Annotated in this window: 13 protein-coding genes; 11 read left to right on the top strand and 2 right to left on the bottom strand. The window is 63.0% G+C overall.

What is annotated here, in order from left to right; translation table 11 throughout:
• Window positions 1-20 precede the first annotated feature (20 nt).
• Window positions 21-599 (bottom strand): hypothetical protein, encoded by a 579-nt coding sequence (locus tag AA309_RS21360; protein ID WP_150117677.1) that lies wholly within the window; start codon window positions 597-599, stop codon window positions 21-23.
• A gap of 30 nt (window positions 600-629) precedes the next feature.
• Entirely contained in the window at window positions 630-1,142 is a 513-nt protein-coding gene (locus tag AA309_RS21355) for an invasion associated locus B family protein (RefSeq protein WP_047191075.1), read from the bottom strand.
• Between the two features lie 313 nt (window positions 1,143-1,455).
• On the opposite strand from AA309_RS21355, the gene coxB reads away from it, so the two are divergent.
• The 11 genes from coxB to AA309_RS21305 all read left to right on the top strand — a co-directional run bounded on the left by coxB (window position 1,456) and on the right by AA309_RS21305 (window position 13,800).
• The gene (gene coxB, locus AA309_RS21350; RefSeq protein WP_047191045.1) at window positions 1,456-2,310 is read left to right on the top strand and encodes a cytochrome c oxidase subunit II; all 855 of its coding nucleotides are present in this window, start codon (window positions 1,456-1,458) and stop codon (window positions 2,308-2,310) included.
• A gap of 30 nt (window positions 2,311-2,340) precedes the next feature.
• Entirely contained in the window at window positions 2,341-3,957 is a 1,617-nt protein-coding gene (gene ctaD / locus AA309_RS21345) for a cytochrome c oxidase subunit I (protein WP_047191044.1), read from the top strand.
• A 131-nt stretch (window positions 3,958-4,088) separates the two neighbouring features.
• Window positions 4,089-5,045, top strand: a complete 957-nt coding sequence (locus tag AA309_RS21340) for a heme o synthase (protein ID WP_047191043.1) — start codon at window positions 4,089-4,091, stop codon at window positions 5,043-5,045.
• A gap of 5 nt (window positions 5,046-5,050) precedes the next feature.
• Window positions 5,051-5,212, top strand: a complete 162-nt coding sequence (locus AA309_RS35935; protein WP_165820001.1) for a hypothetical protein — start codon at window positions 5,051-5,053, stop codon at window positions 5,210-5,212.
• Between the two features lie 7 nt (window positions 5,213-5,219).
• A complete protein-coding gene (locus AA309_RS21335; RefSeq protein ID WP_047191042.1) occupies window positions 5,220-5,810 on the top strand; it encodes a cytochrome c oxidase assembly protein in 591 nt (196 codons plus the stop codon).
• A gap of 67 nt (window positions 5,811-5,877) precedes the next feature.
• Entirely contained in the window at window positions 5,878-6,735 is an 858-nt protein-coding gene (locus AA309_RS21330) for a cytochrome c oxidase subunit 3 (RefSeq protein ID WP_047191041.1), read from the top strand.
• A 101-nt stretch (window positions 6,736-6,836) separates the two neighbouring features.
• On the top strand, window positions 6,837-7,208 hold the full coding sequence (locus AA309_RS21325; RefSeq protein ID WP_047191040.1) for a DUF983 domain-containing protein: 372 nt from the start codon (window positions 6,837-6,839) through the stop codon (window positions 7,206-7,208).
• On the top strand, window positions 7,205-7,951 hold the full coding sequence (locus AA309_RS21320; RefSeq protein WP_047191039.1) for an SURF1 family protein: 747 nt from the start codon (window positions 7,205-7,207) through the stop codon (window positions 7,949-7,951). The genes AA309_RS21325 and AA309_RS21320 overlap by 4 nt, the downstream gene beginning before the upstream one ends.
• A 73-nt stretch (window positions 7,952-8,024) precedes the next feature.
• Complete coding sequence (thrC, locus tag AA309_RS21315; protein ID WP_047191038.1) at window positions 8,025-9,440, top strand: threonine synthase; 1,416 nt, start codon at window positions 8,025-8,027, stop codon at window positions 9,438-9,440.
• Window positions 9,437-10,720, top strand: a complete 1,284-nt coding sequence (locus AA309_RS21310; RefSeq protein WP_047191037.1) for a M16 family metallopeptidase — start codon at window positions 9,437-9,439, stop codon at window positions 10,718-10,720. The genes thrC and AA309_RS21310 overlap by 4 nt, the downstream gene beginning before the upstream one ends.
• Window positions 10,721-10,917: 197 nt before the next feature.
• Window positions 10,918-13,800 carry an EAL domain-containing protein gene (locus AA309_RS21305; protein WP_047191036.1) on the top strand — a complete coding sequence of 961 codons (2,883 nt, stop codon included), beginning with the start codon at window positions 10,918-10,920 and terminating at the stop codon, window positions 13,798-13,800.
• Window position 13,801: the final 1 nt, after the last annotated feature.

The following is a 13,801-nucleotide window of genomic DNA, read 5'->3' as shown; positions in this document are numbered from 1 at the left end:
GCAATGAGGAGCAGCGCGGATTAACCGCGCTGGCCCCTGCCGCCGAGAGCGACTTCGATCTCGAAGGTGTTGGCGCGTGCCGCAGGAACCACGATGTTGTCCTCAACCACGGTCACGCTCGTCTGCGTGCCACCGGCCGGAATGGCCGCCACGGCACCGCGGCTGCGGTTGGCGATCACAGTCGAGCCATCCTTCACCACGATCTGTACCGGAACGTTGTAGCGGCCAGCGGCACCGCCGACGCCCAGAAGGGCGCGGGCCTCGACACCTACCTTCACGAGGGTGGAGCCATCAGGTTGACCCACGCATTCGCGGGCGAGATTGCTGATGGAAACCTGGCTGCGCAGGGCCGATGAGTCACCGGCGCGGCCGGCGGAATAGGCCTGAATGGCGGAGCCGCCTTCGGCGATGGTGACTGGCGGGCAATAGACGTCATCCATCGGCCGGACCTGAACCGGGGCCTGGGTGGCACCGCCGGTCAACAGCATTTCGCCGAGGCCCATGCCGCCGCTCTCACCTGAACCAGCGCATCCAGCCAGAACAGAGACACCCAGCACAGCAAGCGCCAGACTGGTCTTCGCACCCGAACCCATACCCATGAAAATCCCCCAGCTTGTTTCTTGCTGACCTTACGGCAGCGCATCGAATCCGGTCGCGAATCCATTCAGCGACACGGGAATGCCGATGCCCTCCTCAGGCGTCTGGAACACGATGAAGGTGGCGGAATGCCCGGTCTTCATCTGATTGATGAGATTATCTTCCATGACAACCTCGGCGACGCAACCCGTGGCCAGGCAGCGCACGAATCCGGCCCGGCCGATATCGGTCTGGTCGATCTTGAGCCCTAAGCCCGACGGCAGGAGGATACCAAGGGGCGCAACGACGCGAAGAAGCCGGCTTTTGCCGTCGGCGGTTTTCAACACGATAATGACGAGCGTGACGTTCGGACGATCTTCAGCAACGACATTTTGCACGAGAGCGCATTGCTCGGCAGTGGCTCCCGCAGGAGTCTCGCAGCGCATCTGCCAGTCGCCGTAGGTATTCTTCACCATGCCCTGCGCATTGGCGCCACCTGCGGCAGCGAAGGTCGAGAGACCCAAGAATGCTGCCGCCCCATAGCGGACCCATCGTGACACGCCCATCGGTTTCTCCTTCATGAACCTTTTCAAGGGCAGCGGCGCGGCCGCTTCGATCCCAATCTTTTGCCCGTTGGGACCATGGTAGAGGCCATAATGTCAAGCGAGAGGGGATAAGTGGGGATCACAATCGCTTTTGGCGGTTATGACGCACAAATTGCGACCTTAGCACCGTTGCGCTTCGGCGCGTCCTGTGGTCTTTGACGTAGATCAAAGGTGATGGCGCAAGCCGGGCGCCGCTATTCGCACGCCTGTACCATCACCTTTATGCTTCCATGGCCGCCCGGCCATCATAATCTTTAGGAGCTTTGGAACGCCGATGCGGATCGAGACTGGACGTCGATCGGTGACCGCCCTCTCCACGGCAGCGGTCGCACTTGTGTTGGGCATAAGTGAGGCATGGGCCGCCGCAGGCCGCCCCTCCCCTTGGGAAACCGGCATGCAGGAGATGGTGACCGAGTTGGGACAGAGCATGTCCAACTTCCACACCTACCTGGTTTGGCTTATCACCGTGATCTGCCTCTTCGTGCTGGCGCTGCTCCTTGCGATCATCGCCCGCTTCAACGAGCGGAAGAACCCGGTTCCTTCCAGGACTACGCACAACACGCTCCTCGAGGTGGCCTGGACGATCGTTCCGGTGCTGATCCTCGTGGCCATTGCCATTCCCTCCTTCCGCCTCCTGCGCCAGCAGCTGGTTCCGCCGCAGGCCGACGTGGTGGTCAAGGCCACCGGCTATTCCTGGTACTGGGGCTACGAGTATCCGGCCGATCAGGGCGGCTTCAAATTCGACTCGAACATGATCACCGAGGACAGCGCCCGCAAGCCTGACCAGCCGCGCCTGCTCGGCGCGGACAACGCCATGGTCGTGCCGGTCGGCAAGGTCGTGCGCGTTCAGGTGACCTCGGCGGACGTGATCCATGCCTTTGCCATGCCGTCCTTCGGCGTGAAGGTCGATGCCGTTCCCGGCCGCCTGAACGAAACCTGGTTCAAGGCCGACAAGGAAGGCGTTTACTACGGCCAGTGCTCGGAGCTCTGCGGCAACGGACACCCCTACATGCCGATCGAAATCCGCGTCGTGAGCGAGCAGCAATATGCCGCTTGGCTGGCCGAGGCGAAGCAGCGTTATGCTTCCACGGAAGACACGGCTCCGATCAAGTTCGCGAACGCTCAGTAATTTAAAAGCAAGGACCATAGAGGTCTCATCATGGCACATGCAGCTGATGCCGCTCACGCGGATCACCACGATCATCCCGGCTTTTGGCGCCGCTGGTTCTATTCCACGAACCACAAGGATATCGGCACTCTCTACCTTCTCTTCGGCTTCACGGCCGGCATCATCGGCGGTCTTCTGTCGATCGGTATGCGCCTGGAACTCCAGGAGCCCGGCCTGCAGTTCTTCTCCAACCCGCAGGCGTTCAACGTCTTCGTGACGGGTCACGGCCTCATCATGGTGTTCTTCCTGGTGATGCCCACCCTCATCGGCGGCTTCGGCAACTGGTTTGTGCCGCTGATGATCGGCGCGCCGGACATGGCCTTCCCGCGCATGAACAACATCTCGTTCTGGCTCACTGTCGCGGCCTTCGGCCTGATGCTCTGCTCGCTCTTCGTCGAGGGTGCTCCGGGCTCGCTCGGCTTCGGCGGCGGCTGGACGGTGTATCCTCCACTCTCGACGGCTGGTCATCCGGGCCCTGCGCTCGACTTCGGCATCCTGGCGCTGCACCTCGCCGGCGCCTCGTCGATCCTGGGCGCGATCAACTTCATCACCACGATCCTCAACATGCGCGCTCCGGGCATGACGCTGCACAAGATGCCGCTCTTCGCCTGGTCCATGCTGGTGACCGCGTTCCTGCTGCTCCTGGCGCTGCCGGTTCTCGCCGGCGCAATCACGATGCTGCTGACGGACCGCAACTTCGGCACGACCTTCTTCGATCCGGCCGGCGGCGGCGATCCGGTGCTCTACCAGCACCTGTTCTGGTTCTTCGGCCACCCCGAAGTGTACATCATGATCCTGCCGGCCTTCGGCATCGTGTCGCACATCATCTCCACCTTCTCCAAGAAGCCGATCTTCGGCTATCTCGGCATGGCCTACGCCATGGTGGCGATCGGCGTCGTCGGCTTCGTCGTGTGGGCTCACCACATGTACACGGTCGGTCTCTCGCTGCAGACCCAGGCCTACTTCGTGTTCGCCACGATGGTGATCGCGGTTCCGACCGGCGTGAAGATCTTCTCGTGGATCGCCACCATGTGGGGCGGCTCCATCCGCTTCACGGCGGCCATGCAGTGGGCGATCGGCTTCGTGTTCCTGTTCACGGTCGGCGGCGTCACCGGCGTCGTGCTCGCGAACGCTCCCGTCGACCGCTACATGCACGACACCTACTACGTGGTGGCTCACTTCCACTACGTGCTGTCGCTCGGCGCCGTGTTCGTGATCTTCGCAGCCGTCTACTACTGGTTCCCGAAGATCACCGGCTACGTGCTGCCTGAGTGGATCGGCAAGGTGCATTTCTGGATCTCCTTCATCGGAGCCAACGTGCTGTTCTTCCCGATGCACTTCCTCGGCCTGTCCGGCATGCCGCGCCGTTATGCGGATTATCCGGACGCCTTCGCCGGCTGGAACTTCGTCTCCTCGGTTGGTGCCTACATCTTCTTCGCGGGCGTGATCTTCTTCACGATCGGAGTGATCTACGCCCTCGTCCGCAAGGAGAAGGCTGCCGGCAATCCCTGGGGCGAAGGTGCGACGACGCTGGAATGGACCCTGTCCTCTCCGCCTCCGTTCCACCAGTTCGAGACCCTGCCCCGCATCGTCGAGACGGGCCACTAATCAAGCGAGCCGGGCGGCAAACGCCGCCCGCTCCTCCCCCGAGGGCTTCGGCGAGCGAAGCCTTCCGGCGAGGAGCTGACACCGCAAGGCGCTTCAAGCCTTATCTTTCAGCGTTTCGGAAGATCATCAGTATGAACACCCTGTCGAACAGTTTGACCGAGACCCAAGCCGAAAGCCGAGCCAAAGCTGGCCTCTCGCAGGGCGACGTGTCCGACTTCTTCGCCCTGCTGAAGCCGCGGGTGATGTTTCTCGTCGTGTTCACGGCGCTCGTCGGCATGGTCGTCAGCCATCCGGATGTGAATCCCATTCTGGCCTTCGTGTCCCTGCTGATGATCGCCGTTGGCGGCGGCGCATCGGGCTGCCTCAACATGTGGTGGGATGCGGATATCGATGCCGTCATGACCCGCACGCGCAAGCGCCCGATTCCCGCCGGCAAGATCCAGCCCAACGAGGCCCTGGCTTTCGGTCTGACCCTGTCCGCCGGCTCGGTGCTCATCTTAGGGCTCGCCAGCAATTGGCTGGCAGCTGGCCTGCTCGCCTTCACCATCTTCTTCTACGTCGTCATTTATTCGATGTGGCTGAAGCGCTCGACGCCGCAGAACATCGTGATCGGCGGCGCGGCAGGCGCCCTCCCCCCGGTCGTGGCGCAGGCGGCGGTGACCGGGCACGTGGCGTGGGACAGCGTCATCCTGTTTGCCATCATCTTCATGTGGACGCCGCCTCATTTTTGGGCGCTCGCTCTCGTGAAGTCGGGCGATTATGAACGCGCTGGCATTCCGATGATGCCGAATGTCGCCGGCCCAGACTCCACCCGGTTCCAGATTCTCGCCTACACGGTGCTTCTCGCCCCACTCGGCATGGCGCCTGTGTTCTTCGGCTTCGGCGGCCTCGCTTATGCGCTCATCTCGCTTGTCGGCGGCCTCGGCATGCTGGCCCTTGCGATCCAGGTCTATCGCCTGCGTCAGGGTGAGCCCGCCATGCGCGTGGCCCAGCAGCTGTTCGCCTTCTCGATCCTCTATCTCTTCCTGCTGTTCGCCACGCTTCTTGCGGAGCATGGCTTCGGCTTCTTCCATCCGGTTCTGGGGTGAAGCACATGGCGGACCAAAACTCCTCCTACCACCTCACACCTGAGGAACAGCAGCGCCGCAGGCGGCGTTCGATTGCTTTGGGCCTCACGCTCGGCATTCTCTGCATCCTGCTTTTCGCAATCACGATTGCGAAGCTGGGCCCTCAGGTCCTGAACCGGCCCTTGTGAGTTAAGCATGGCTGAAGCACCGCACACTCAGCGCAAGTTGCATCGCACGGCTCTCGCCTGTGCCGGCATCGCCGTAGGCATGGTCGGGCTCGCCTATGCGTCGGTGCCGCTCTACGACCTCTTCTGCAAGGTGACAGGCTTCGACGGCACGCCGATTACCCGCGTCAGCAACGATTCGGACGTTCTGGACCGCACGATTTCCGTGCGCTTCGACGCCAATGTGGCTCCTGGCCTGAAATGGCGCTTCTCGCCTGAAAAGCCGGAGATCACGGTGAAACTCGGCGAGACCACGACCGTCTACTACAAGGTCACCAACACGGGCGACCAGCCTGCCACCGGCATTGCGACCTACAACGTGCAGCCGGATCTCGCAGGCACCTACTTTTCGAAGCTCGAATGCTTCTGCTTCACCGAGCAGACCCTGCAGCCGGGCGAAAGCCTGGAATCGGCGGTCGTGTTCTATGTCGATCCACGTCTGGCACAGGATTCCGACGTGAAGGACCTCTCTTCCATTACCCTCTCCTACACCTACTTCCCGTCCAAAGCGGGCAAGCCGGTGGCGGAGGCGACATCATCAACCCAACAAACCGTTCAATAAGGAACGTGACAAGCTGGACAGAAACGTCTTAAAGCGAAGTCACAATCGAGGCACGGAGACGACTAAAATGGCCGAGGCTCACGCCAAGAACCACGACTACCACATCATTGATCCGAGCCCTTGGCCGCTGATCGGCTCGATCAGCGCCTTCCTGATGGCCTCCGGGTTCGTGACCTGGTGGAAGGACATCGCATTCGGCAGCCTGCACCTGGGTCCCTACATCTTCGGCGCAGGCATCATCGGCGTGCTCTACACCATGATCTCCTGGTGGAGCGACGTGGTGCGCGAGGCCAATACCGGCTCCCACACCCGCGTGGTTCAGCTCCATCACCGCTATGGCATGATCATGTTCATCGCCTCCGAGGTGATGTTCTTCGCTGCCTGGTTCTGGGCCTATTTCGACGCTGCTCTCTATGCCGGTGATCCGCAGCTCTACTCGCGCGTCGAGGCTCTCGGCGGCGTGTGGCCCCCGAAGGGCATCGAGACCTTCGATCCCTGGCACCTGCCCCTGCTCAACACCCTGATCCTGCTGACCTCCGGCACCACGGTGACTTGGGCGCACCATGCTCTGCTCGAGAACGATCGCCAGGGCCTCAAGGCCGGCCTGTGGCTCACGGTCATCCTCGGCCTGATCTTCACCTGCGTGCAGGCCTACGAATACAGCCACGCGGCCTTCGGCTTCAGCGGCAACATCTACGGCGCCACCTTCTTCATGGCGACGGGCTTCCATGGCGCGCACGTGATCATCGGCACGATCTTCCTCGCCGTCTGCCTGCTGCGCGCCTACCGCGGCGACTTCACGCCCAAGCAGCACCTCGGCTTCGAGTTCGCCGCCTGGTACTGGCACTTCGTGGACGTGGTGTGGCTCTTCCTCTTCGCTTCCATCTACGTGTGGGGCTTCGGCGGAAGCGCTGCCGGGCACTAGACCACTCACACTGAGTTTTGACGAGGGCGGCTTTCGAGCCGCCCTTCGCTTTTCGGCCTCCCCTACCCATCTGACGAGAGGTCCGATCACGGAGAACCATCGTGGCCCAAGATCAATCCGCTCCCTCGCCTGTCGTCACCGGTCTCAAGGGCCTGTGCCCTCGCTGCGGCAAGGGGCACCTGTTCAAGGGTTTCCTGTCGGTGCGCCCCAAATGCGAGGTCTGCGGTCTCGATTTCGCCTTTGCCGATTCAGGAGACGGCCCCGCCTTCTTCGTCATGTCCATCGTCGGCATCGTGGTGGTCGCTCTCGCTCTCTGGGCCGAGTTCGCTTACGCCCCGCCGATCTGGCTCCACCTCGTCCTATGGTCGGCCCTGAGCATTATCTTGAGTCTTGCGCTCGTCCGGCCGTCCAAGGGCGTGCTGGTGGCGCTTCAATACCACCACAAAGCTGAAGAAGGGCGCATCCAGAAGTGACCGCCGCCAGCCTGCACAAGGGCCGCTCGCTCCTTCTGCCTCTGCTCGCGACCCTCATTGCCCTTGCGATCCTTATCGGCCTTGGCACCTGGCAGCTCCAGCGCAGGGCCTGGAAGGAGAGCTTGATCGAGCAGATCGAAACCCGCGCCTATGGCGAGCCGAGCCCGATCGTCCCTGAAACGGAGTGGGCCACCTGGCGCGCGGACCAGGATGAGTTCCGGAAAGTTCGGGTCACCGGTACCTTCCTGCACGACCTCGAAGCGCCGGTTTACGGCCTCGCTCCTGGAGCGCGGCAGGGCGCGCCCGTCCAAGGCTATTCCATCCTCACGCCGCTCCGGCTCACGACGGGTGCCATCGTCATCGTCAATCGCGGCTTCGTGCCCGCAGATCTGAAGGATCCCGCCACCCGTCCGCAGGGTCAGCCGCAAGACGATGTGACACTCACCGGCCTCGTCCGGGCGCCTGAGGCGCGCAACGCCTTCACGCCGAAGGATGAGCCACAGAAGAATCTCTGGTTCGCCCGCGATCCACATGCCATCGCCGATGCCCGTAAGCTGGAGCGTGTGGCCCCCTTCCTGATCGATGCGGACACGACGCCCAATCCAGGCGGTTGGCCGCGCGGCGGGCAGACCCAGCTGACACTCCCCAACAACCACCTGCAATACGCGCTCACTTGGTACGGCATCGCACTCACCCTCGTCGGCGTGTTCGGGGTCTTCGTCTGGAAGCGCATCAAGGGATGATGCCGCGCCAGAAGCGGCTTGCCGCAATCGGCCGCTCCTCCTATTGTCCCGCCGCATTTCCAGGAGATTGATCGTGCTCCATGTCTCGACCCGCGGGGAAGCTCCCGCGCTTGGCTTTTCCGATGCGCTTCTGACCGGCCTTGCCAGGGACGGCGGCCTCTACATGCCTCAAACATGGCCGAGACTGACCGCGGACACGATCCAAGGCTTTGCCGGGAAACCCTACGCCGAGGTCGCCAAGGCCGTGCTCGGCCCGCTGGTGGATGGCGATATCCCCGAGGCCGATCTCAGTCGGATGATCGACGAGGCCTATGCCTCGTTCCGCCACGCCGCCGTGTGCCCGCTGACGCAGCTTGGCGACAACCTCTTCGTGCTCGAACTCTTCCATGGTCCGACCCTCGCCTTCAAGGATGTGGCGATGCAGCTGCTCGGCCGCCTCATGGACCATGTGCTGAAGGCCCGCGGCGCTCGCGCCACCATCGTGGGCGCAACCTCGGGCGATACGGGCAGCGCAGCGGTCGAGGCTTTCAAGGGTCTCGATCAGGTCGACATCTTCATTCTCTACCCGCATGGCCGCGTGTCGGACGTGCAGCGCCGCCAGATGACGACGGTGGCCTCGCCCAACGTGCATGCGCTCGCCGTCGAAGGCACCTTCGACGATTGCCAGAACATGGTGAAGGGCATGTTCAACAATGCCCGCTTCCGTGACGATCTGCAGCTTTCGGGCGTGAACTCCATCAATTGGGCGCGCGTCGCAGCACAGGCCGTGTATTACTTCACGGCAGCCGTAGCGCTCGGAGGGCCGCACCGCCCGATTTCCTTCTCCGTGCCCACCGGCAATTTCGGCGACATTCTTGCAGGCTGGGTCGCCAAGCGCATGGGCCTGCCCATCGATCGCCTGATGATCGGCACCAATGCCAACGACATCCTGGCGCGCACGCTGAGTTCCGGCGCATACGAGATCAAGGGCGTTGAGCCCACGACCTCACCGTCGATGGACATCCAGATCTCCTCGAACTTCGAGCGCCTTCTGTTCGAATCTTACGACCGAGACGGCGAAGCGATCCGTCGCCTGATGGCAAGCCTCCACCAGTCGCGCGCCTTCATGATCGAAGCAGGTCCCCTCGCCCGGATCCGCGAGGAGTTCTCGGCAGAGGCCGTGAACGAGGCGAAGGTCATGGACGAGATGGCCAATACCTATCGGAGCACAGGCTATGTGCTCGATCCGCACAGCGCCGTCGGCACGCGCGCAGGCCGCGCGCTGTTGAAGAAAAAGCCAGAGGTGCCGGTCGTTGCGCTGTCCACCGCGCACCCGGCCAAGTTCCCGGATGCCGTCGAGCGCGCCACGGGCGTTCGCCCCGCACTTCCGCCGCACATGGCTGATCTGATGGAGCGCAAGGAGAGCTTCTCGGTTCTCCCTAACGACCAGTCTGCGGTGGAGCGCTTCATTCGCGAGCGCGCCCGGGCGATCAAAGGCGCGGCTGCATGAACGAGCATTTCGTCCGCGAGAAGCGCGTCGACATCACGAAACTGTCCAACGGCCTGACGGTCGCGACCGAGCGCATGCCGGAAATCGCCACCGCCACGCTGGGCGTGTGGGTCGGCACCGGCTCTCGGCATGAGCAGGCGCATGAGCATGGCCTCTCGCATCTCATTGAGCATATGGCCTTCAAAGGCACGGCGCGCCGGTCCGCGCGACAGATTGCGGAAGATATCGAAAACGTGGGCGGCGACATCAACGCCGCGACCAGCGTCGAATATACGAGCTACACCGCGCGCGTGCTCGGCGAGAACGTGGACGTTGCTCTCGACGTGCTCGGCGACATTCTCATCAACTCCGTGTTCGATGAAGCAGAGCTGGCGCGCGAGAAAGGCGTGATCCTGCAGGAATACGCCGCTGTCGAGGATACACCGGACGACCTGATCTACGATGCTTTCATGGAAACGGCCTTTGCGGGCCAGCCCGTGGGCCGCCCGATCCTCGGCACCCCCCACACGATCAGGAGCTTCGACGCGGACACGATCCGCGCCTTCCTCGCGCGCGAGTACATTCCCGCGAAGATGACCCTGTCAGCGGCTGGCAATGTGGAGCATGCCCGTATCGTCGACGCCGCTGAGCGCCTCTTCGGCGCGATGCCTGCGGCTGAGATTCGTGCGCCGGAAACCGGACATTACACCGGAGGCGAGCGTCGTCTTGCGCGCAAATTGGAACAGGCCAACATCGTGCTGGGTCTGCCGGGCCTTTCGTTCAAGGATCCCGGCTATTACGCCACGCATCTCTTCGCCCATATCCTCGGCGGAGGCCTGACCTCCCGCCTCTGGCACGAGGTGCGCGAGACCCGGGGCCTCGCCTATTCCATCGACTCCTTCCACTGGCCCTTTTCCGATTGCGGCCTCTTCGGCATCGGCGCTGGAACGGCGGCGGCCGATGTGAACGAGCTCGCCAAGGTCACGCTCGACTGCATGCGTCAGGCAACGGCCGACATCAGCGAGATCGAGATGGTCCGCGCCAAGGCACAGATGAAGGTGGCCCTGCTGACGGCTCTCGAGACCCCGGGCGGGCGCATCGAGCGCATGGCGCGCCAACTCCTCTCCTGGGGGCGGATCGTAGGGAGCGACGAGATCGTCAAGAAAGTGGACGCCCTCGATCAGGAGCATGTCCGTGAAGCGGGTCGTCGCCTCCTGCAGGGCAATCCGACTGTGGCGGCCATCGGCCCCATCAAGGGCCTGCCCTCTCTTGAGGTCATCACGGCGGGCATGCGCGGCTAATTTCCTCCGCCGCCTGCCGCTACGTCATATCCACTTCTCCTCAATCCCGCCGCAAACTGGCTCCATGCGCGTGGTTAACGATAACAACTGAGTCATGCGGACAAGTGGGGGCCAGTAAAGGCTTCGGCTTGCCCTCAAACTCCCTGACCGGTACCAATTCGCCTTCGACTTTTGGACCGGACGAAAGAACCGAAGCAGTGCGGATCGTATCTTTCGCCATAGCCTTCCTTTTGGCGGCATTCATGGGGCTCGCCTGGCCGACGGCCGGCTGGGCGGTGGAATCAGTGCGCGTCGACCCGAAGATGAAGGCCGTCGACCTGACCCCTGCTATCGAGCGGTATAAGTCGGATGGCGACGAGATCCGAATCTCAACGGCTCCGGGGCGCGACGGCATCGTGCGTCGAATCGCCGTCAAGGCACGCGAGTCGGGAACGCGCCCCGACTGGATCGTCTTCGCGCTCACCAACGATACCGACGAGCAGATCGACCGCCTGCTCGTGGCGCCGCATTTCCGGTTGACCGGCTCCGGCGTGATCTGGCCTGATCTCGGCGCCTCGCGCATCGCCGCCGTGACCGCCAGCCAGGGCATCCGGCCCGAGCGGGCCGATAGCCCCGATGCGGACGTCTTCCTCATTACGCTCGATCCCGGCACCACCGTCACCTTCGTGGCCGAGCTTCGTACCGATAACCTGCCTCAACTCCATCTGTGGGATGCGGACGCTTACAAGGAGCGTGTCAATGGTCTGACGCTCTACAAGGGCATCATCATCGGCATCGCCGGTCTGCTTGCCCTGTTCCTCACCATCGTGTTCGTGGTGAAGGGAGCACTGATTTTCCCGGCCGCGGCAGCGCTGGCTTGGGCGGTTCTGGCCTATGCCAGCATCGATTTCGGCTTCTTCCAGCGCGTGTTCCCGATCTCCGAGGTCACGGAGCAGATCTATCGCGCAGGCGCCGAAGCCGTGCTGGCGGCGACCCTTCTCGTGTTCCTCTTCGCTTATCTCAACCTGAACCGCTGGCATGTGCGCTACAGCCACGTGACAGCCTTCTGGCTCGCCTTCCTCGGCGCGCTGCTGCTGCTCGCCATCGTCGATGCCTCCGTGGCGTCCGGCGTCGCGCGCATGTCGATTGCGGCGGTCGCCGGCATCGGCTTCGTGCTCGTGATCCATCTCGCGACGCACGGTTATGACCGCGCCATCATGCTTGTGCCCACCTGGCTTCTGCTGATCGCTTGGACGGTAGCCGCGAGCTTCACGGTTCTGGGTCAGCTCACTTCCGATCTCGTGCCGCCTGCCCTGATCGGCGGCCTGGTGCTGATCGTCATGCTCATCGGCTTTACCGTGATGCAGCATGCCTTTGCCGGCGGCGGATTCGCACGCGGCTTCGTCAACGACATGGAGCGCCGTGCGCTGGCGCTGGCGGGAGCCGGCGACATCGTGTTCGATTGGGACGTCGTGTCCGACAACATCTTCGTCAGCCCCGAGATCGAGCACCAGCTGGGCCTGAAGCGCGGCGCTCTCGAAGGTCCTGCTTCAGCGTGGCTCGACCTGATCCACCCCTTCGACAAGGACCGCTACCGTCTCGCGCTCGACACGGTGATCGAGCAGCGTCGTGGACGCCTCGTGCAGGATTTCCGCCTGCGCTCCTCCTCGAATGCGCATCACTGGTTCCGCCTCAAGGCGCGTCCGGTGATCGGCTCCGATGGCGAGGTGATCCGCATCGTCGGAACGCTGTCGGACGTGACCAGCAGCAAGACTGCCGAGGAACGGCTGCTCCTCGATGCCGTGCACGACAATCTGACGAGCCTGCCGAACCGCCAGCTCTTTTATGATCGGCTTGAGGCTGCTCTGACGTTTGCGAGCCAGGACGATTCCCTACGTCCGACCGTGCTCGTCATCGACATCGACAAGTTCAAGGATACGAACGATCAGTCGGGCTACACGGCCGGTGACTCGATCCTGCTCACGCTCTCACGTCGCCTGAGCCGCCTGCTCAAGCCACAGGATACGCTGGCGCGTATTGCGGGCGACGAGTTTGCGATCATCCTGCTCTCGGAGCGGGAGCCCGACCGCATCATCGCTTTTGCCGACATGGTCCGGCGCATCGTCACCACGCCGGTGACTTATGCCGATCGCGAGATCTTCCTCACCGCCTCTATCGGTATCGCCCTGTACGATCCGCAGATCGCTGCGCGTCGCGAAGAAGTTCTGCGCAACGCAGAGATCGCCATGGCTCATGCCCGGCGTCACGGCGGCGACCGCATCGAGGTGTTCCGCCCCACCATGCGCTCGGATCGCAGCGACCATTTCACCATGGAAAGCGACCTTCGCCACGCGCTCGACCGCAACGAGATGAAGGTGCTGTTCAAGCCCATCGTGCGGCTCGAGGATCGAACCATTGCAGGCTTCGAGTCCATGCTGCGCTGGGATCACCCGCGTCTGGGCCGCATCTCTCCCGACGATTTCATGTCGATTGCGGAGGAGACGGGCCTCATCGTCAAGCTCAGCGTTTTCCTGCTGGAACACACGGCGCGGGAACTCGCCATCTGGCAGAGCGCTCTCGAAGTCGAGCCGCCGATATTCGCCAGCGTCAACATGTCGAGCCATCACCTCCTGCGCCACGATCTGCTGCAGGAAGTGAAGACCGTGATCGCCCGCACGCGGGTGCTCCCCGGCTCTCTCAAGATCGAGATGACGGAAAGTCTCGTCATGGAGAACCCGGAATACTCGGCGCAAATGCTCGCGCGCCTGCGGGATCTCGGTGCCGGCCTCTCGCTTGACGATTTCGGAACGGGCTATTCCGCCCTCTCCTATCTGCTGCGTTTCCCGTTCGACACGATCAAGGTCGATGAGTCCTTCGTACGCCAGATGGCATCCGGTAACCCGGTCATCCTGCGCTCCATCATCAAGATGGCGCATGAGCTTGGCATGGAGATCGTCGCGGAAGGTGCGGAGAGCGAGTCGGAAGCCATCGAGCTCTATCAGCTCGGCTGCGAATATGCGCAGGGCCCTGTTTTCGGCGAGCCGATGTCGGTCGCGCAGGCCCGCCAACTGGTGGGCGCAGCAACCACCGAAGCCGCTTGAA

It is taken from the genome of Microvirga vignae, from assembly GCF_001017175.1.
GTDB classification, from domain to species: domain Bacteria; phylum Pseudomonadota; class Alphaproteobacteria; order Rhizobiales; family Beijerinckiaceae; genus Microvirga; species Microvirga vignae.
Note: the sequence above shows the minus strand (reverse complement) of the source record. Positions and strands in the feature narration are given on the sequence as shown.